Origin of the sequence: Streptomyces sp. URMC 127, from assembly GCF_051386535.1 — a bacterium.
Taxonomy (GTDB): domain Bacteria; phylum Actinomycetota; class Actinomycetes; order Streptomycetales; family Streptomycetaceae; genus Streptomyces.
In genome coordinates, this window is sequence record NZ_JBPQTW010000013.1 from 50,211 (window position 1) to 70,225 (window position 20,015).

The 20,015-nt window shown below is 74.1% G+C and carries 12 protein-coding genes; 5 read left to right on the plus strand and 7 right to left on the minus strand.

The annotated features are described in order from the left end of the window. Positions 1 to 409 precede the first annotated feature (409 nt). Both ACSNOH_RS05590 and panD read right to left on the minus strand, forming a co-directional pair. Positions 410 to 1,594, minus strand: a complete 1,185-nt coding sequence (locus ACSNOH_RS05590) for an Ig-like domain-containing protein (protein ID WP_436720064.1) — start codon at positions 1,592 to 1,594, stop codon at positions 410 to 412. Positions 1,595 to 1,776: 182 nt separating this feature from the next. Then, positions 1,777 to 2,148, minus strand: coding sequence for an aspartate 1-decarboxylase (gene panD / locus ACSNOH_RS05595; protein WP_436720065.1), 372 nt, complete (start codon positions 2,146 to 2,148; stop codon positions 1,777 to 1,779). A gap of 321 nt (positions 2,149 to 2,469) precedes the next feature. Here panD and ACSNOH_RS05600 point away from each other — a divergent pair, with 321 nt between their 5' ends. From ACSNOH_RS05600 to ACSNOH_RS05615, 4 genes are read left to right on the plus strand one after another with little or no spacing between them, the layout of a single operon-like run. Beyond that, positions 2,470 to 10,062: an SDR family NAD(P)-dependent oxidoreductase gene (locus ACSNOH_RS05600; RefSeq protein ID WP_436720066.1), complete on the plus strand. Its 7,593-nt coding sequence runs from the start codon at positions 2,470 to 2,472 to the stop codon at positions 10,060 to 10,062. Further along, a complete protein-coding gene (locus ACSNOH_RS05605; RefSeq protein ID WP_436720067.1) occupies positions 10,059 to 11,186 on the plus strand; it encodes an SDR family oxidoreductase in 1,128 nt (375 codons plus the stop codon). The genes ACSNOH_RS05600 and ACSNOH_RS05605 overlap by 4 nt, the downstream gene beginning before the upstream one ends. A gap of 13 nt (positions 11,187 to 11,199) precedes the next feature. Beyond that, positions 11,200 to 11,799, plus strand: coding sequence for a DUF6230 family protein (locus tag ACSNOH_RS05610; protein WP_436720068.1), 600 nt, complete (start codon positions 11,200 to 11,202; stop codon positions 11,797 to 11,799). After that, on the plus strand, positions 11,790 to 12,764 hold the full coding sequence (locus tag ACSNOH_RS05615; protein ID WP_436720069.1) for a DUF6114 domain-containing protein: 975 nt from the start codon (positions 11,790 to 11,792) through the stop codon (positions 12,762 to 12,764). The genes ACSNOH_RS05610 and ACSNOH_RS05615 overlap by 10 nt, the downstream gene beginning before the upstream one ends. On the opposite strand, the gene ACSNOH_RS05620 is transcribed toward ACSNOH_RS05615, so the two are convergent. Together ACSNOH_RS05620 and ACSNOH_RS05625 are read right to left on the minus strand one after the other, a co-directional pair. Next, positions 12,715 to 13,263 (minus strand): PadR family transcriptional regulator, encoded by a 549-nt coding sequence (locus tag ACSNOH_RS05620; RefSeq protein ID WP_436720070.1) that lies wholly within the window; start codon positions 13,261 to 13,263, stop codon positions 12,715 to 12,717. The two genes, ACSNOH_RS05615 and ACSNOH_RS05620, sit on opposite strands and share 50 nt — an antisense overlap. 40 nt (positions 13,264 to 13,303) lie before the next feature. Next, positions 13,304 to 15,346 carry an FAD-dependent oxidoreductase gene (locus ACSNOH_RS05625; RefSeq protein WP_436720071.1) on the minus strand — a complete coding sequence of 681 codons (2,043 nt, stop codon included), beginning with the start codon at positions 15,344 to 15,346 and terminating at the stop codon, positions 13,304 to 13,306. A gap of 238 nt (positions 15,347 to 15,584) precedes the next feature. On the opposite strand from ACSNOH_RS05625, the gene ACSNOH_RS05630 reads away from it, so the two are divergent. Beyond that, the gene (locus tag ACSNOH_RS05630) at positions 15,585 to 16,223 is read left to right on the plus strand and encodes a hypothetical protein (protein WP_436720072.1); all 639 of its coding nucleotides are present in this window, start codon (positions 15,585 to 15,587) and stop codon (positions 16,221 to 16,223) included. Between the two features lie 54 nt (positions 16,224 to 16,277). On the opposite strand, the gene ACSNOH_RS05635 is transcribed toward ACSNOH_RS05630, so the two are convergent. The 3 genes from ACSNOH_RS05635 to ACSNOH_RS05645 form a co-directional block, all read right to left on the minus strand. Beyond that, the gene (locus ACSNOH_RS05635) at positions 16,278 to 17,489 is read right to left on the minus strand and encodes a cytochrome P450 (protein WP_436720073.1); all 1,212 of its coding nucleotides are present in this window, start codon (positions 17,487 to 17,489) and stop codon (positions 16,278 to 16,280) included. Positions 17,490 to 17,527: 38 nt separating this feature from the next. Continuing rightward, positions 17,528 to 18,841: a cytochrome P450 family protein gene (locus ACSNOH_RS05640; protein WP_436720074.1), complete on the minus strand. Its 1,314-nt coding sequence runs from the start codon at positions 18,839 to 18,841 to the stop codon at positions 17,528 to 17,530. A gap of 1 nt (position 18,842) precedes the next feature. Further along, positions 18,843 to 20,015, minus strand: a 1,173-nt coding sequence (locus ACSNOH_RS05645; protein ID WP_436720075.1) for a thioester reductase domain-containing protein, incomplete at its 5' end; no start/stop codon positions are given.

The window sequence follows — 20,015 nt, forward strand, 5'->3', positions numbered from 1 at the left end:
CTTCAGGGCCGTGCTGAGCCGATCTCGATCCTTCCTCGGTCCTGCCCCGGCCTGCACGGAACGGCTGTTGCGTCCCTGCGTTCCCGGCCCGGGCACGGCAGAGTGCTGCCCTCCTCACACAGCCATTAAAACGACAACCATATCGTCCGTGGTTGCGTTGGGGCCGCCGGGCGCATTCACCGCCCACTGCATAGGCCACGGGACTAATTCTGCACGCCAAGCGCCCCGCGAGCCCGGGGCAGGGCTTCGCGGGGCGCGACGTGAACGGGCGGGGAAAGCGGGCCGGACGGCTTTACGGGTGGCCGGAAAGCGGCGCCGTCATCCCGGGGATGGTACTGCGGGACGCCGCTGCGGGGGCGTCACTTGAGGGCACTGCGGGGCCGTCACGTGAGGGCGCTGCGGAGCCGTCTCACTTGAGGGCGCTGCGCTTCTGCCACTGCTCCCAGCTCTCCTGCCAGACCTCCAGGCCGTTGCCGGGGTCGGTGACCTTGGTGCTGGTGGTGTTCTTGACCTCGACGGTGGAGCCGATGGGCAGGAAGTCGTAGGCCCGCTTGGCGTCGGCGGTGGTCATGCCGAAGCAGCCGTGGCTGTTGTTCTCCACGCCGATGGAGTTGTTCCAGGGCGCGGAGTGCAGGAAGGTGCCGGAGGCGGTGAGGTGCGTGACCCACTTCGCGTCCAGCATCCACTCGTTGCCGTGGCCGATGGTGGAGGAGTCCATGACCTCGTCGGCGTTCTTGCTGCGGACGGTGTGGATGCCGCCGCGGGTCGGGTCCACCGGGGAGCCGGCGGAGCCCTTGATGGTGCCGACGGCCTTGCCGTCCTCGTACATGGTGAGCGTGTGCGAGGGCACGTCGATGACGGCCCTGTGGTCGGCGCCTATGGTGAAGCCGAAGTCGTAGTTGCGGGCGAACACGCGGCCCTCGCCGGAGTCGACGCCGGCCAGCAGGCCCTTGACGGAGACCTTGGTGCCGCTCGGCCAGAAGGTCTTCGGCCGCCAGTCGATGCGGTCCTGGCCGGACCAGTCCTTCACCCAGCCCCACGCGCCCTCGACCTTCGGCTCCGAGGTGACGGTCAGGGACTTCTCGATCTCGGCGCGCTTGCTCTTGTCCACGGGGTGGTCGAAGAGGATCGAGACGGGCATGCCCGTGCCCACGGTCTGGCCGTTGGAGGGGGTGTTGGCGAGCTTGTTGACGCTCGCCGCCGCCTGCGTGGTGAAGGTCGCGCTCGCGGCGGCCTCCTTGCCCTTGCCCTCCTTGCCGCCCTTGGCCTTGGAGCGCACGGTGTAGGTCGTCTGCGGCCCGGCCTTGCCGTCGGAGGTCCAGGTGGCCCCGTCCTCGGCGAGCCGGCCCGGCACCTTGTTGCCCTTGCCGTCCTTGACCTCCACCTCCGTCAGCCGGCCGCCCTCGGCCCGGACGGATATCGGAGAGCCGAACTTCACGTCCTTGCCGTCCCCGGGCGTGACGGTGATCTTCGGCTCGGGACCCGCATCGGTACTGGCCCCGCCCGATCCGCCCGAACAGGCGCTGAGCACCAGCGAGCCCACGAGAGCGGCGGATGCCCACAGGGCGGAGCGACGACCCGGTCCGAGGTGCACGGTGAGACGACCTTTCTGGGTTTCTGTACGTTTCTTCCTACGCCCGTACAGATGATCCACACGCTTGTACGGTTGCAGGGAGAAAAGAAACGTTTGTGCATCGGAACGCCCGGGCGCCCCCATTGCCCTCACGGACAACGCGGGCCCCGGGCGCGGCAGGTCGGGCTCGGAGGGGCCGTGGATCAGACGGACGGGTCGTCGCCGATGCTGACCGCCTTGTTCTCGCCGTCGACGAAGACGACGCGCGGCTTGAGGGCGCGGGCCTCCTCGTCCGTGACCGACGCGTAGGCGATGATGATCACGATGTCGCCGGGGGCCACGAGACGGGCCGCGGCGCCGTTGATGCAGACCACGCCGGAGCCGCGCTCGCCCTCGATGACGTAGGTCTCCAGCCGGGATCCGTTGTTCACGTCGACGATGTGGACCTGCTCGCCGGGCAGCAGGTCGGCCTGCTCCATGAGGACCGGGTCGAGGGTCAGCGAGCCTATGTAGTTGAGGTCGGCCCCGGTGACGGTCGCGCGGTGGATCTTGGACTTGAGCATGGTGCGGTACACGGTGAACTCCTGATTCGTCGGCTCCCTGCCTGCTCCTGCAGGTCAAGGGCTGTCTCCGCACTGTACAACGGGGCGGGCGCGGGGCGGCGTCCCCCGGCGTCCCCGGGGAAACCCCCGGTTCCGGGCGCGGGCGCGCGGGGGCGCGACGGCCGGGCGGCGGGTGCTCCCCTGCCCCGGCTTGGGGCGCCGCGCCACGTATCAAAAGGGTGAAAAACACGGGGAGTTCACTATCCGCCCGGGGGCCGGAAATGCCTCATGTCCCGGTCCGGCCCGGGTCACCGAGGGCCGGAGACGTCCTCCCGGCACCGTGCAGGAGTGATCATGGAGCCTTTCGCCCCGTCGCCCGCCGTCCGGCACGAACCCGTCGCCGTCGTGGGCGCCGCCTGCCGCCTGCCCGGCGGCATCACCGACCTCGCCGGCCTGTGGGCGGCCCTCGCCGAGGAGAGAGACCTGATCACCGCGGCCCCGCCGGCCGGCCGGGTGGACCCGGGCCGCTTCACGGACCCGGACCCGGAGCGCCCCGGCAAGGCGTACACGATGGCGGGCGGCTACCTCGGGGACGTCTCCGGCTTCGACCCGGAGTACTTCGGCATCTCGCCGCGCGAGGCCGCCCACATGGACCCGCAGCAGCGGATGCTGCTGGAGCTGACGGCGGAGGCCCTGGACGACGCGGCCGTCGACGCGGCGGCCCTGGCGGGGTCGGACACGGCCGTGTTCGTCGGGATCAGCGACATGTCCTACGGCGGCCTGCAGATGGCCCGCGTCGAGGAGATCACCGCGTACTCGATGAGCGGTTCCGCCCTGTCCATCGCGGCCAACCGGCTCAGTTACGTCTTCGACCTGCGCGGCCCCAGCATCGCGGTGGACACCGCCTGTTCCTCCTCGCTCGTCGCCGTCCACCAGGCCTGCGAGACGCTGCGCTCGGGCCGCAGCCGGGTGGCCCTCGCGGGCGGCGCGAACCTGCTCCTGAGCCCGTACCACTTCGTCGGCTTCTCCCGCGCCCTGATGCTCTCGCCGCGCGGGCGCTGCGCGACGTTCTCCGCCGGAGCCGACGGCTACGTGCGGGCCGAGGGCGGCGGCATGGTGGTGCTGAAACGGCTCTCCGACGCCCTGGCCGATGGCGACCGGGTGCACGCGGTGATCGAGGCCAGCGGCGCCAACTGCGACGGCAACACCTCGGGGATGACCGTGCCGAGCACGGAGATGCAGCGGCGGCTGCTGTGCCAGGTGTACGAGGAGGCCGGGGCCGCGCCCGACCGGCTGCTCTACTTCGAGGCGCACGGCACGGGCACGCCCGTGGGCGACCCCCTGGAGTGCCGGGCCGTCGGCGAGGCGCTGGGCCTGCGGCGGGCGAACGGGCCGCTGCCCATCGGCTCGGTGAAGACCAACGTGGGGCACGCGGAGCCGGCTTCGGGGATGGCCGGCCTGTTCAAGGGGATGCTGGTGCTGCGGCACGGCCGGATCCCGGCCTCCCTGCACGGCGAACCCCGCAACCCGCAGATCGACTTCGACGGGCTGAACCTCTGCCCGGTCAGCAGCATGCGGCCCGTGGCGGCCGGCGTCGACGGCGGCGTGGTGGGGGTGAACAGCTTCGGCTTCGGCGGCGCCAACGCACACGTGGTGCTCGGCGGCGCACCGCCGCGGCAGCGCACCGCGCGGCCGGTTCCGGAGGGGCCCCTGCCGCTGGTGGTGTCCGCCCGTACGCGCACGGCGCTGGCGGAGACGGCCCGCGCGGTCGCGGAGCGCCTGGAGCGCGGCGGGGACGCGGAGTTCTACGACGTGTGCTGGACGGCCTCCCGCAGGCGCACGCGGCACCCGCACCGCGCGGCCGTCCTGGCGAGCGGCCCGGCCGACGCGGCGGCCCGGCTGACGGCCCTCGCGGCGGACGAGGACGCGCTGGCGGCCGCCTCGGTGCACGCCGAGCGCCCGGCGGGGGGCGGTGCGGTGTTCGTCTTCTGCGGCAACGGCACGCAGTGGGCGGGCATGGGCGCGGCCCTGATGGCGCAGGAGCCGGTGTTCCGCGCGGCGGTGGAGGAGGCGGACCGCCATCTGGAGCCGCTGCTGGGCTGGTCGGTGGCGGAACTGCTGGCGGAGGGCCCGCGGGAGGGGGACGCCCCCGGCTCGGACTCCCGCCACGAGGCCGGCCCCGCCGCGCGCATGGCCGGCACCGCGTACGCGCAACCCGCGCTGTTCGCCTTCCAGGTGGGGCTCGTGGCGCTGCTCGCTGAGTGCGGGGCCGTGCCGGCCGCCGTGCTGGGGCACAGCGTCGGCGAGGTCGCGGCGGCCTACGCCTGCGGGGCGCTGGACCTGCCGGACGCGGCGCGCGTGATCGCCGAGCGCAGCCGTGCGCAGGCCGCGACGGCCGGGACGGGGCGGATGGCCGCGGTCGGCCTGAGCGAGCAGGAGGCGGCGGAGGCGGTCGCCGGGTACGACGGGCGGCTGGAGATCGCGGCGGTGAACAGCGCCCGGGACGTGACGGTGTCCGGCGAGCCGCAGGCGCTGCGGGCCCTCGGCCGGGAACTGGCCGCGCGGGAGGTGCCGTTCCGCGAGCTCGCCGTGGACCACGGCTTCCACAGCGCCGCGATGGACCCGGTGGAGGAGCCGCTGCGCGAGGGCCTGGCCGGTCTCGTCTCGCGCGAGCCCCGGCTTCCGATGTATTCGACGGTGACGGGCGGCCCGGTGAGCGCGGGGCAGCTGGACGCCGCCTACTGGTGGCACAACGCCCGCCGGCCGGTGCGGTTCGCGGACGCGGTGGGGCAGGCGGCCGCGGCGGGGGCCGCGGCGGTGGTCGAGATCGCCCCGCACCCGGCCCTGGCCGGCGCGCTGAACCGTATCGCCGCCGACGCGCCGGGCGGCCCGTTCCCCGTCGTCTCCCCCGTGACCCGGGACCGGTGCGACGGCGCGGCCGTGCGCGGGGCCGCCCTGCGGCTGCTGGCCGCGGGGGACGCGAGCGGCACGGACCGCTGGTTCCCGCAGCCCGGTGAGGTCACCGGCCTGCCGGCCTATCCGTGGCAGCGCGAGCCGTACTGGCACGGCACGCCGGAGCACTGGATCCGCACCAGCGGCGACGGCGTCCTGGTGCACCCGCTGCTGGGCGAGCGCGCCCCCGTCCTGGAGCCGTCGTGGCACGCCCCGGTCGAGCGCACCCGCACGCCGTGGCTGGCCGACCACCGCGTCGCCGGGGCCGTGGTGATGCCGGCGACGGGCTTCGTGGAGCTGGCGCTGGCCGCCGGGCGGGAGGCGTTCGGCGGCCCGGCCGAGGCCGGTGATCTGGAGATCACCCGCGCGCTGCCGCTGACCTGGGACGCGGCGATGGACGTGCGCCTGCAGACGTCGCTGTCCGACGAGGACGGCATCGTGCGCGTGGCCAGCCGCACGGGCGACACGGGCGGCTGGCGGCTGCACGCCCGCGGCCGGGTCCGGCGCCTGGCGGCCGCCCGGCCCGGCCCGGTGGACCTGGCGGACGTGCGCGGGCGGATGACCGGCCGGGTCACCGGCGAGGAGCACTACGCCGCCGTCGCTGCGGCGGGCCTGGAGTACGGCCCGGCGTTCCGGGTGCTGCACGAGCTGCACACCGGCCCGGGAGAGGTCCTCGCCGCGTACCGCTGCGACCCGCCGGACGACGGCTACGGCGGGTACGTGGCGCATCCGGCGCTGCTCGACGGAGCGTTGCAGGCGGGAGCGCCGCTGCTGGCGGACGCGGAGAGCGGCTTCCTGCCGTCGGCGGTCGACGGCGTCCGCGTGTGGGAGCGGCCGCCCGCGGAGGGGCTGGTGCACGTGCGGCAGCGCTCGCGCAGCTCGCGCGAGGTCGTGTGGGACATCACGGTCGCCGGGGAGGACGGCGCGGTGGCGGTGGAGCTGACCGGCTGCCGGCTGCAGCGGCTGGCCCTGCCGGCCGGGGACCGCGGCGAGGAGTACGTCACGGTGCTGCGCGCCGCGCCGCTGCCTGGGCAGCCGGTGCCGGCGTGGGTGCCGCCGTCGCCGGGGGAGCTGGCCGCGGCGGCGGAGGAAGGGCTGGAAAGGCTGCGGAAGTGGCCGTCGATCGAGCGGTACGGGGAGGCGCGCACCTTCCTGCGGCTGCTCACGGGGGCCGCCGCGGTCAGGACGTTCATGGAACTGCTGCCGGGACAGGAGTCCTTCGCCTTCGGCGATCTCTGCGCGGCGGGAGTCCTGCCGCGGCACGAGAAGCTGGTGCGGATGCTGGCGAGCACGGCGGTGAAGGAGGGGCTGCTGGAGCCCGCCGGGGAGGGCTGGCGGTTGCTGGGGACCGGCGAGGTGCCCAGCGGGCGCGAGGTGGCCGGGTTCTCCGACTATCTCCCGACCCAGGCCCTCAACATGCGCTTCGCCATGCACCTGCCGGACCTCTTGCGCGGTCGGCGCGCCCCTCTGGAGCTGCTGTTCCAGGACAGCGGCCCGGAGCTGATCCAGCAGTACTACGACGTGAACCCCCCGGTCGCGTTCCACAACCGCATGGCTGCCGAGCTGCTGGGCGAGCTGATCCGCACCTGGCCCGCCGGCAGGCCGCTGCGGATCCTGGAGGTCGGCGCGGGCACCGGTGGGCTGGCCGCGCACCTGATCCCGCTGCTGGACGACCGCTGCCGGTACGTGTTCAGCGACGTCTCCGCCGCGTTCTTCCCCCCGGCCCAGGCGCGGTTCGGTGACCACCCCTGCGTGACGTACCGCGTCTTCGACATGGACGCCGAGCCGGAGGACCAGGGCTTCGCCGGGGGCTCGTTCGACGTCGTCGTCGCCGGGTTCGTCCTGCACACGGCCGCCGATCTGCGGGCGGCACTGCGGAGGCTGGCGAGGGTCACCGCTCCGGGCGGCCACCTGCTGGCGCTGGAGTGGCACGACCCGGAGGCCGCGGCGCTGACGTTCGCCACGCTGGAGGAGTTCTGGGAGGTCCGTGACCCCGCTCTGCGCCCGGACAACATCCTGCTGCCCCGCGAGCAGTGGCCGGGCGTGCTGACCGGGAGCGGCTACGAGGACGTGATCCAGCTGGGCGCCGCGCAGGCGCCCCTGAGCGAGCACTTCTCGGTCGTCCTGGCCCGTACCCCGGCGGTGGGCGGCGCACCCCCGGCCGCCCCCGCCGGGCCGCACGCCCGGGAGTCCTGGCTCCTCGTCACCGAGGACGCCACCGAGGGCGCACTGGCCACGGAGGTGGCCGCCGAGCTCACCGCCGCGGGCTGCACGGCGGCGCGCGTCGTATCCCTGCCGGAGAGCGCGGAGGGCTGGTCGGACCTCCTCCGGCAGGCGCCGTCCGCAGCCGTGGTCCTGCTGCTGGCATCCGGCGCGGACGCTGCCGCCGCGGGCGATCCCGCCGCCTGTACGGAGCTGGCCGTGCGGCGGGCCGCCGCGCTGCGGGACCTGGCCCTCGCCGTGGCCGGGCAGGCACCGCAGGGGACGACGAGGCGCCACTTCGTCCTGGTCACCCACCCCAGCGGCGCCCTGCCCGCGCCGGAGCGGCCGCTCTTCCCCGGGCAGGCCGCGGCGTGGGGGGCGGCCCGTACGCTGGCCAACGAGGCGCCGACGACGCTGGACGTGCGGCGCGTCTCCCTCGACCGCGGGCCCGGCTCCGCCGAGGACGCGGCGCGGCTGGCGCACGAGCTCCTGGCCCCGGTGCCCGAGGGCGAGCAGGCCGAGGACGAGGTCGTCCTGACCCTGGGCGGCCGGTTCGTCCCCCGCCTGGAGCGGGCCGCACCGCCCGCGGAGACCGCCGGGCCCGGCAGCGGGATCCACTACCGGCTGCAGGTGCGGGACCAGAGCCTGGCCTACGGGCTGCGGTGGGCCGAGACGGCCGTCACCGGCCCGGGGCCGGGGGAGGTCGTGGTCGCGATGCGGGCCGCGGCGCTCAACTACCGCGACGTGATGGTCGCGACGGGACTGCTGCCGCCGCGGGCCGAGGAAGGCGTCTCGTCGGAGATGTACCTCGGCCTGGAGGGGGCCGGGGTGGTCACCGCCGTGGGCGAGGGCGTCACGGACCTGGCCACGGGCGACCGGGTGTTCGGCCTGTTCCCCGGGGCCTTCGCCTCCCACGTACGGGTCCCGGCCCTCGCGCTGCGCACGGTCCCGGACGGCATGACCTTCGCCGAGGCGGCGACCCTGCCGGCGGTGTTCTTCACCGTCCAGCACGGCCTCAAGCACCTCGCCCGCCTCCGGCAGGGCGAGACGCTCCTCATCCACGGCGCCGCCGGCGGCGTCGGCCTGGCCGCGGCCCAGTACGCCGATCTCGTCGGTGCCCGGATCATCGCCACGGCGGGCACTCCCGCCAAGCGCGACCTGGCGCTCGCCCTCGGCGCCGAACTGGCCCTGGACTCGCGCACCCACACCTTCGCCGACGCGATCCGCGCACACACGGGCGGCCGGGGCGTCGATGTCGTGCTCAACTCGCTGAGCGGCGAGGCGGCGGCGCGCACCCGCGAACTCCTGGCCCCCTGCGGCCGTTTCGTCGAGATCGGCAAGCGGGACGTGCTCACCAACCAGCGCATGCTGCAGAAGGCGCTGGCGCCCAACACCACGCTGTGCGTCGTGGACGCCGCCAACCTGGTCTGGCAGGACCCCGAGCACGCCGAGGCCGTCTTCGACGAGGTCCTCGCGCGCATCCGGGCCGGCGACTACCTCCCCCTGCCCCACGTCGCCTACCCCGCCCACCGCGTCGAGGAGGCCTTCCGGCTCCTGCAGCACTCCAAGCACATGGGCAAGATCGTGATCACGTTCGGCGAACCGGTCCGCGTGCAGCGCACCCCCCGGCTCGCGCGGCCGGCCACCGAGGGAACCTGCCTCGTCACCGGCGGCCTGGGCGGCTTCGGCGGCGAGACCGCCCGCCGCCTCGCCGCGCGCGGCGCCCGCCGGCTGGACCTCGTCAGCCGCCGCGGCGAAGAAGCCCCCGAGGCCCCGGAACTGCTCGCGGACCTGCGCGCGCAGGGCGTCGACGTGCGCGCGCACGCCGTCGACATCAGCGACCCGGCGGCGGTGCGGGAGCTCCTGACGGGCCTCGCAGCGGACGGCCGCCCCGTACAGCGCGTCGTGCACGCGGCCATGCACCTGGACGACGACGTGCTGACCGAGCTCACCGACGAACGCCTGCGCGCCGTCCTCGCCCCGAAGTGGACGGGTGCCCTGCTCCTGGACGAGCTGTGCCCGGACGCGGAGTTCATCGTCTACTCCTCGGCCGGCGCGGCGGTCGGGGTCCCGCACCAGGCGTCGTACGTGGCGGCCAACCTCGCCATGGAGGCCCTCGTACGGGCGCGCCGCGCCGCCGGCCGCCGCGGCCTGGCCGTGGGCTGGGGCACCATCGGCCGCGTCGGCTACGTCGCCCGCAACGAGCTGACCCCCGTGCTGAGCGCCGGCGGTGCGCCGCCCCTCGATCCGGAACGCGCCCTGGACGCTTTGGAGGAGCTGCTCGGCCGGGAGGCGGAGTGGGCCGTGTTCGCCCGTCTCGACTGGGGCAGGCTCGCCGTGCTCGCCCCGTCGGCGGGCGGCTCCCGGTTCGCGGCCGTCGTGCCCCTCGCGGTCGAGGGCACCACCTGGCGCCTGGAAGAGCTCCTCGAACAGCTCGCCGCCGCGAGCCACGACGAGGCCTTCGTCATCGTCGAGGACCTCATCACGTCCATGGTCGCCGACACCCTGCACATGCCGCCGGAGGACGTCGACCGGCACCGGCCGCTGCAGCAGTACGGCATGGACTCGCTCATGGGCATGGAGATGCTCGCCAAGTTCCGCAAGCACCTCAACCAGGAGGTGCCGGTCATGGAGCTGCTGCACTCCGACGGCTCCATCCACGGCATCACCGAGACCATCCTGCCCCACCTCCTGAAGCAGGCCCGCGCCGGCACGCTGCCCGAGGGGCTGCCCGCCCTGCCGGGGGCGCTCCCCGCCAGGGCAGCAGCAGGCCGGGAGGGGGGCGGGGCGTGACCGTCGTCCTCACCGGCGCCACGGGCTTCCTCGGCTCCCGGCTGCTGCGGGCCCTGCTCGCCGGCGGCCGGTCCGTGGCGGCCCTCGGCCGTGACAGGGCCGGGCAGCCGCTGGCCGCCCGGCTGGAGGCCGCGCTGCGGGCCTGCGGCGCCGCCGACGCCGAACTCGCCGCGGCCCGCGAGCGGCTGACGGCCGTGCCCGCCGAACTCACGGAACCCGGGCTGGGCCTGAAGCCCGCGGTCCACGACCGGCTCGCCGGGGAGGCCGAGGCCATCTGGCACTGCGCCGCCGCCCTGTCCCTCATCGACACCGAGGAGAGCCTGGCCCCCGTCAACGTCACCGGCACCAGGCACCTCGCCGAACTCGCCGACCACTCCCCCGCCGGCGTCCCCCTGGTGTACGTCAGCACGGCCTACGTGGCCACTGGCCCGGACACCGCATCGGCAAACGGGCAGCCCGTGGCTTCCGCCCTTGAGGCGGTCACCGGCTACGAGAGGACCAAGCGGCGGGCCGAGACCCTCGTACGGGACTGGGCCGCGACCCGGCAGCGGCCCGCCCTGATCCTGCGCCCCAGCCTCCTGGCCACCGACCGGCCACTGCCCGCCGGCGCCCCGCAGCAGCCGTTGTCCACGCTCACCAGCGGCCTGGCCGAGCTGATCGGACAGGCCCCGCCCCTGCTGCGGCACGGCATCCTGCACCGGCGGCGCGGGCTGCCCCGCATCCGCGTGCGCCTCCAGGGCGACCCGGCCGCCCACATGAACATCGTCCCCGTCGAGTACGCCGTCGACGCCGCGCTGCGCCTCGCCGCCCTGCACCATCCGCCGGGCGTCGCCACGTACCACCTGGTCCATCCCGTGGAGACGCCCGCGCCGCTGCTGGTCGCCGCCGCCGGCGCACTCGTCCCCGGCGTCGAGCTGGTGCTGCAGCCCGTCGTCGACCGCCCCAACCTCCTGGAGCAGCAGATCAACCCGATGCTGGCGAACTTCCTCGGGCGGGACTGGCGCAGCCGGGCCGACGACCACACGCCGCTGCACGACGTCCTGCCCGGCCTGCCCGGGCCCGCCCCGGTCGACCTCGCCTATCTGCGGGCGGCCATGAACGTCCGTCTGCCCGAATCCGTCTGAGAGGGAGCCGCGCATGAAACCGCCCGAGGGCAGGACCTCCTGGAAGAAGGCCGCCGTCGTCGCCGTCCCGGCGCTCGTGGCCGTCGCGGCGATGGCGGTCGGGATGGCGGAGGGCGTGCTGGCGTCGTCGTTCGCCGTGTCGGGGGCGGCGTTCAAGGTGTCGTCGGGCGAGCTGTCCAGCAAGGGCCTCGCGTCGTACGTCCACGTCGACCGGTCGGCGGACGGCGGGGGCCACCCGGTCGCCCTGCTGGGCATCGGCGACGCGACGCTCTCCGACATCTGCCAGTCGGCGCAGATCGGCACGCCGGTCGGCACGGTCGTGTTCAAGCTGACGGCCGGCGGCAAGGCCGGGGAGGTCAGGGCGAGCGACCTGGTCATCGACAGCGAGGACCTGGTCGGCGACGCCGCCTTCGGCCGGGTCGAGATCGGCCGGGACGCCTCCACGCTGGACGCCGTGCCGGGCGTACGGGGCGAGGCCGGGCAGTTCGGCCTGCAGGCGTCGGAGGTGTCGGTGTCCCGGGTGCGGTCCCACGCCCGGTCCGCGACCGGCGGGAACTTCAAGCTCAAGGGGCTGGCCCTGAACGTGGACCTGAACGGCGAGGCGTGCTTCTGACCCGGCGGTGCGCGCGGTGTGCGGCCGGGCGGCGGGCACGCTTCCGGGCCTGGCGGCGGACCCGGCCGTTCTGGGCCGGCGTCCTGCTCCTCCTCGCGGGCGCCGAGATCGCCGCCGTACCGCTGGTGCCCCTGTCCGTCCTCCTCGGCCTGGGGCTCGGGGGGATCGCCGCGCTCGGCATCGGGGCCGCGCTCGCCGCGGCGGGCCTGTTCCTGTGGTTCCTGCCGCACACCCGGCACTACGCCGGGGTGCACGCGGTGATCCTGTCGGTGCTGTCCTTCGCGGTGACGAACCTGGGCGGGTTCCTCGCCGGCATGCTGCTGGGGATCGCGGGCGGCGCGATGGGCTTCGCGTGGACGCCACGGCAGCCGCGACCGGAACCCCTTGAGCAGCAGCTGGCGCAGGAACCTCCGCAGACCCCGAAGACGCAGAAGACTCTGGCGATCGCCCTCCCTCTCGTGCTCCTCGCCGCGACCGCGGCCCGCGGGCCCGCCGCGCGCCCGCCGGTGCCCGGCCCCGTGACCGCGCCGCGGACGCCGCCGGTCGTGACCACGACCCGGTTCGCGCCGGACGGCCTCACCCTCGCCCGCGTCGCCGAGGTGCCGACCGCCGGCGGCCCGCGCAGGGCGATGGTGCTGACCATGCGGGCGGCGTCCCTGCGCGACTACCGGCTGCGCACGCGGGACGGCGGCGGCGCCGAACTGGCCCTGTCGGCCGACGAGCTGAGGCTCGGCGGGCGGGTGACGCTGTACCTCACCCGTCTCACCGGCTGCGTCCAGGGCGCCCTCTGCCTCACCTTCACCCCGGACCGGCTGCCCGTGCCGCCGGTGGCGCCGCCGTTCGTCTTCATGACGGACGTCACGGCCGAGCAGGCCCTGGTGACCAGCGGCACCATCGGCGCCGAGGGCCTGGACCTCAGGCCGGGCCCCGCCCCCGCTCCCCCACCACCGCGAGCGCCTCGGTGAGCCACTCGGTCCAGAAGGTCTCCAGGCCGATGCCGCCGCGCAGCACGGCGTGGCGCAGCCGGTCCTCCTCCCCGTCCCGCTCCGGCGGGAAGTCGCGCTCCTCGATCGCCCGGTACTCCGCGAGCTGGCGCCGGTGCAGCTCCAGGTGGCGCCGCAGCTCCTCCGCCAGCCCCTCCGTGCCCACGACGGCCGCGGCGCGCATGCGCAGCAGCAGGGGGTCGCGGACGGGCCGGGGGTCGTCGGACTCGGCGACCCACGCGGTGAGCGCGTCGCGGCCCGCCGGCAGGACCTCGTACTCCTTCTTCTGGCCGCGGGCCGGGGCGGCGGCGGGCAGGGCGCGGATCAGGCCCGCCTGTTCGAGCCTGCCCAGCTCCCGGTAGATCTGCTGGTGCGTGGCGGACCAGAAGTAGCCGATCGACTTGTCGAAGCGGCGGGCGAGCTCCAGCCCGGAGGAGGGCTTTTCGAGGAGCGCGGTGAGGATCGCGTGCGGGAGGGACATGCCCGCATCCTACGAAGCGGGTACGGGCACGGTCCCCCGTTCAGAGCTCCGCGGCGAGCTCCGTCCCCTGGCGTACGGCCCGCTTGGCGTCGAGTTCGGCGGCGACGTCGGCGCCGCCGATGACGTGGACGGACTGCCCGGCCGCGCGCAGCTCCTCGTACAGCTCGCGGCGCGGCTCCTGGCCCGTGCAGAGCACGACCGTGTCGACGGGCAGGACGGTGGGCTCGCCGTCGACGGTGAGGTGCAGGCCGGCGTCGTCGATGCGGTCGTACGTGACGCCTGCGGTCATGGTGACGCCGCGGTGCTTGAGCTCGGTGCGGTGGATCCAGCCGGTGGTCTTGCCGAGCCCGGCCCCGACCTTGGTGGCCTTGCGCTGGAGGAGGTGCACGGTGCGCGGCGGCGCGGGCCGGTCGGCCTCGCCGAGGCCGCCGGGCGTGCGGTAGGCGGTGTCGACGCCCCAGCGGCGGAAGTACGTCTCCGGGTCGAGGCTCGCGCCGTCGCCGCTGTCGGTGAGGTAGGCGGCGACGTCGAAGCCGATGCCGCCCGCGCCGACGACGGCGACGCGCTTCCCGGCCTCCGCCCCGTCGCGCAGGACGTCGAGGTAGCCGAGCACGCTCGGGTGGTCCGTGCCGCGGATGTCCGGGGTGCGGGGGGTGACGCCGGTGGCGAGGACGACCTCGTCGTACGCGGCGGCCGTGAGGTCCGCGGCGGTCACGGTGGTGGAGAGCCGCACGTCGACGCCGCGCAGGGCCAGCTGGGTGCGGAAGTAGCGCAGCGTCTCCTCGAACTCCTCCTTGCCGGGAACGCGCTTGGCGACGTTCAGCTGCCCGCCGATCTCGGGGGCCGCGTCGTACAGCGTGACGGCGTGGCCGCGCTCGGCGGCAGACACGGCGAAGGCGAGGCCCGCGGGGCCGGCGCCGACGACGCCGATGCGCTTGCGGCGGCGGGTGGGGGCGAGGACGAGCTCGGTCTCGTGGCAGGCGCGCGGGTTGACCAGGCAGGAGGTGATCCTGCCGCTGAAGGTGTGGTCGAGGCAGGCCTGGTTGCAGCCGATGCAGGTGTTGATCTCCTCGGCCCGGCCGGCGCGGGCCTTGGCGACGAAGTCGGGGTCGGCGAGGAAGGGCCGGGCCAGGGAGACGAGGTCGGCGTGGCCGTCGGCGAGCAGCTTCTCGGCGAGCTCGGGGGTGTTGATGCGGTTGGTGGTGACCAGGGGGACGGAGACGGAGCCCATGAGCTTCTTCGTCACCCAGGCGTAGGCGCCGCGCGGCACCGACGTGGCGATGGTGGGGATCCGGGCCTCGTGCCAGCCGATGCCGGTGTTGATGATCGTGGCGCCGGCGGTCTCGATCTCCCGGGCGAGGGTGATCACTTCGGCGAGGGAGGAGCCGCCGGGCACGAGGTCGAGCATCGACAGGCGGTAGATCAGGATGAAGTCCGGGCCGAGGCGCTCGCGGGTGCGGCGGACGATCTCCACAGGGAAGCGGATCCGGTTCTCGTACGTGCCGCCCCAGCGGTCGGTGCGCCGGTTGGTGGCGGCCGCGGTGAACTCGTTGATCAGGTAGCCCTCGGAGCCCATGATCTCGACGCCGTCGTAGCCGGCGTCCCGGGCGAGCTCCGCGGTCCGCACGAAGTCCTCGACGGTCTCCTCGATCTCGTCGCCGGTGAGGGCGTGCGGGACGTACGGGCTGATGGGGGCCTGGATCGCGCTGGGGGCGACGAGGCCGGCGTGGTGGGCGTACCGGCCGAAGTGCAGGATCTGCAGCGCGATCCTGCCGCCCTCGCGGTGGACGGCGGCGGTCACGGCGCGGTGCTCTTCGGCCTCCGCGGCGGTGGTCAGCTTGGCGCCGCCCGCCCAGGGGCGCCCGCGCTCATTGGGGGCGATGCCGCCGGTGACGATCAGCCCGGCGCCGCCGCGGGCGCGGGCGGCGTAGAAGGCGGCCATCCGGGCGAAGCCGTGCTCGGCCTCCTCCAGCCCGACGTGCATCGACCCCATGATCACGCGGTTGGGCAGGGTGGTGAACCCGAGGTCGAGGGGGCTCATGAGGTGCGGGTACGGGCCGGCAGCGGGGGTGGACGGGCTCATCGGGGGCCTTCCTCACGGTGTGGTCGTACCTGTTGTAGAGCACCCCCACGCATTTTGCAACCAGTTGCATAAGGTTCTGCACCGTTCTGAGATCAACTACAACTTTGCAAACTCTTGGTGTTGTTGACCCGATCTATGCACGAGCCTCAAGATCACCACCGGAACCACTGGTTCCGCACCGTGAGTTGAGAGGCGCACGATCAAGTTGAACAAGCAAACAATGCGTAAAGCCGCCAGAATGACGGCCCTTTCGGTGGCCGCGCTCGGGATGACGGCCGCCATGGCCGCGCCGGCCTCCGCCGACGACCAGCCCACGCGCAAGCAGCTCATAGCCGACTGCGCGTCGGGCGAGGGGAAGTGCAGCTTCAACGACCCCGTGCTCGGCAAGGCGTTCCTGGGCGAGTTCCGCCAGGTGTCCAACTCGCTCTACAACTGCAGCAGCTCGGACGCCACGCAGTCGATGGGCTGGTCCGACTCGGTGGGCTCGACGGACTCCGTCGGCGTCTCCGTCACCGCCGGCGGCAAGATCGCGGGCATCGTGGACGTCAGCGTGACCGCGAACTACGGCCACACCTGGTCGAGTTCCCACGAGGAGAACAGCTCACTGAACATGACGGTCAAGCCCGGCGAGGTCGGCTGGATCTCCCGCGCCCAGGTGATGCAGACCGTCTCGGGCACGTGGCAGACCCACTACGACAGCCCGAAGTGGGGCCACTACTACTGGTACGTGCCGGACACCATCACCGGTCCCGCCCCCAACGGCACGGACGGCAAGAGCAACGCGGTGGTCGTCAAGACCCGCAAGATGACCGCGGAGGAGAAGGCCTCCTGCTCCTCCGGCAGCAAGTCGGGCCGGGCGTTCGTCGCCAAGCGCTGACGCGCGGCACGCGGCGCCCGTGCGGAGGCTGCGCGCCCCCGCACGGGCCCCGTTTCACCAGGTGACGGGCAGCCCCCCGGGCATGATGGCCATGCGGTTGGGCACCCACGGGACCTCGTCCGCGGGCACCGCGAGGCGCAGGCCCGGCAGATGGCCGAGCAGCGCCCGGAACGCCGTCTCGGACTGGCGGCGGACCAGGTGCGCGCCCGGGCAGTGGTGCCGCCCGTAGCCGAAGCGCAGGTGCGGGTTGGGCGACCGCGCCGGGTCGAAGTCCTCCGCTTCGGCGAAGGCGGCGGGGTCGAAGTTGACGGCGTCGAGCGAGAGCAGGATCAGGTCGCCCTCCTTGACGGCCGCCGGGCCCAGCTCGGTGTCCCGCGTGACGAAGCGGGGGATCGCGTTGCCGAGGACGACGCTGCAGCGCAGAAGCTCCTCGACGCACCGGGGCATGAGCTCCGGCCGAGCGCGCAGGGTGTCCATGAGCTCCGGGCGCCGGAGGAGGTTGAGTGCCGCGACGCCGAGGAAGCTCGCGAAGTCCTCGTAGCTGGTGACCCAGAGCATCGCCGCGATGTTCGAGAACTGCTTCTCGTCGAGCGCCTGCTGCCGCCCAGCGAGCTCGTCGCGGTCGTTGAGGCCGGCGAGCCGGTCGAGGAGACCGCGGGGCTCGGCCGGCCGGGCGGCGGTGTACTCCTGCATGTAGACGCGGAGCTCCTCCCAGTTGCGGGCGAGCTCCTCGTCGGTGGGCGTCTTCATGGTGAGGTCGAGGTCGGCGCGGACGGCCAGCCAGTGGCGGTCCTCGAAGGGCAGGCCCAGCAGGCGGCACATGCACTGCGCGGCGACCCATTCGGCGAAGTGGTGCTGGAGGTCGCCGGGGGCGCCCTCGCGGACCATGGCCTCCAGGCCCTGGACGGTGATCCCGGCGACCCAGTCCGCCGGCAGGTCGGGCTGCTTGCGGCCGAGCGCCTGGAGTACCTCGTCGCGCAGCCCGGCGCGCTGCAGGTGGTTCATGGCGTCCAGCAGCTCGGGCGCGAGGATCGGGGCGTCCTGGGTCGGGCCGCCGGGCACGCCCAGCACCGACCGGGCGAACTTGCGGTCCCTCAGCACCTGCTGGGCGAGCTCGTAGCCGGTGACCAGCCAGGCCTCGCCGCCCGCGTTCGTGCGCACCTTGGCCACGGGGCACCGGGCCTGCAGGTCGTGGAGTTCGGGGGCGAGCCGGTCGCCGCGGTCGCTGAAGGGGTAGTGGGGCAGGGTCTGTTCCGGAGCGGACACGGCGTGCGGAACCTTTCGGGGAGCGGACGGGGCGGGGGTCACCAGCGGACGGGCAGCCGGGCCGGGGCGCGCAGCGGCGTGGTCTCGTCCCAGGGCAGGGAATCCGCCGGCTCGGCGAGCTCCAGGTCCGGCAGCTTCTCCAGCAGCACGCGCAGGGCGACCGACAGCTGCAGCCGGGTGAGGTGGGCCCCGGTGCAGTAGTGGGGCCCGTAGCCGAAGGCGGTGTGCGCGTTGGGCGTACGGGTCAGGTCGAGCCGGTCGGGATCGGGGAAGGCACCGGGGTCGCGGTTGGCGGAGGCGATCACCGGGAGGACCGCGTCGCCGGCGCGGATCCGCTGCCCGTGCAGGGTGAAGTCCTCCAGGGCGACGAGGACGTTGATGGCGTTCATCAGCGGGACGTACCGCAGCAGCTCCTCCACCGCGGTGTCGGTGCCCTCCGGGTCGTCGCGCAGCCGGCGGAGCTGCTCGGGGTGGGTGAGCAGCGCGAGGAGGGCGTTCGCGGTGTGCTGGATGTTGGTCTTGTAGCCCGCCATGAGCATGGTGACGACGAAGCTGACGACGTCGTCACGGGTGAGGTCGCCGCCCTCGCGGCGGCTCTCGGCGAGGAGGAGGCTCACGTAGTCCTCCCCTTCTGACTGGGATTCCTTGCGCCGGGATTCGTTGCGCTGGGATTCCTTGTGCTGGGATTCTTTGCGGTCGATCAGGCCGGACGCGTAGTCCTGCAGGGCGTACAGCGCCGCGAGGATCTCCTCCATGGGCAGGCCGGCGGCGCTGAGCAGGGTGAGGGTGTGCGGCAGGTAGAGGTCGCGGTCCTCGTGCGGCAGGCCCACCGTCTCGCACAGGACCCGCAGCGGCAGCGGCTCGGTGAAGGACGCGACGAGGTCGCCCGTCCGGTCGCCGGAGCCGCGCACCATGGTGTCGATCAGCTCCTCCGCCATGACCCGGATCCGCGGGGCCATGAACTGCAGCCTGCGGCGGGTGAAGAGCGGGGAGACGGCGCGGCGGACGCGGGTGTGGTGCTCGCCGGTCATCTCCAGGAAGGTCGGCAGGCACGGCGGCGGGGCGTCGGCGCCCTCGCGGGGCGGCCAGGCGGACAGCAGCGGCCGGGTGAGGCGGGGGTCGGCGAACGCGGCGCGCACGTCCTCGTGGCGGCTGATGAGCCAGCCCGTCTCGCCGTTGGGCATGAGCGCCTTGACGACGGGCGCTTCGGTGCGCAGGCGCGCGTAGGCGCACGGCGGGCCGGGGTCGGCGGGGTCGAAGGCCGGGACGGGCATGGGGGCGGCGGCGGTGCCGTGCGCTTCTTCGGCGGCTGTCGTGTCGGTCATGTCTCCGACGGCTGTGGTGTCGGTCATGTCACGCCTCCTCGGCGGCCGCGCGGGCGGGCCGGGCGATGTAGCCGGAGGTGAAGAAGTACTCCAGGTAGCGGTCGAGGAGGGCGGCGTCGACCGGCGGGCATACAAGCCCGCTGCCGGCCAGCGCCTCCTCGGCGTTGCGCCTGCCCAGGGCGGGGAAGACGCCGTTGAGGTACATCTCCTTCACGGAGATGTCGGCCTTGTTGCTCCGGTCGACGCACAGGGAGACGAACGGGGCCGTGGGGCTGGTGGGGTTGCGCGCGACGTGGCGGACGAGTTCGCCGACCCACTGCTCGTACGGCATGGTGCGCAGCGCGAAGCCGGCCGCTCGCATGCGGTCGAGGACGTCGGCCAGGGTGGCCGGGCGGGGGTTGGTGACGTGGTGGACCCGTCCCGTGGCCGGGCGCCGCGTGGCGATGTGGACCACGGCCTCGGCGAGGTGGTCGACGGGCACGAAGTCCATCGGGAGGTCGATGTCGGGCGCGAGGCCGGTCTCGGCGATGGTCTTGAACAGCGAGCAGATGGCCGTCTCGGTGTTGCAGGCGCCGTGCTGCCGGTCGCCGGTGACCTCGTACGGCCGGTAGACGGCCGTCGGCAGGCCCTGCTCGGCCGCGCTGCGCAGCACCCCTTCGGCCACCCACTTGCTCTCCGCGTAGCCCATGGTGAGCCGGTCGGCGTGGTCCAGCGGCAGGTCCTCGTCGACCGTGCGCACGCCGGCCGTGCCGAAGCCGGCGACGACGGCGACGGTCGACAGGAAGTGGACGGGGACGCGCCGGGGCGCGGCGAGCCTGACGATCTCGCGGGTGCCGTCGACGTTGGCGGGGCGCAAGGCTTCGTACGGGTAGAGGAAGTTGACGCGCGCGGCGTTGTGGATGATCAGGTCCAGGGAGCGCGACAGCTCGGCGGCGTGTGCGGGGGCCAGTGCGAGGCCGGGAGCGGCCAGGTCGGCGGGGAAGCACCGGACGCGCTGCCAGGCGGCGTCGTCGGGGCAAAGGCCGTAGCGCAGGAGGCCGGCCTTCACGCGCCGCTCGGCGTGCGCGGGGCTCGACGCCCGTACGGGGCAGTGGACGCGGGCGGTGGTGGCGCGCAGCAGCCGGTCGAGGAGGAAGGCGCCGACGAATCCGGTGGCGCCGGTCAGCAGCACGTCGCCGGGCCGGCCGGGGCGGCGACGTGC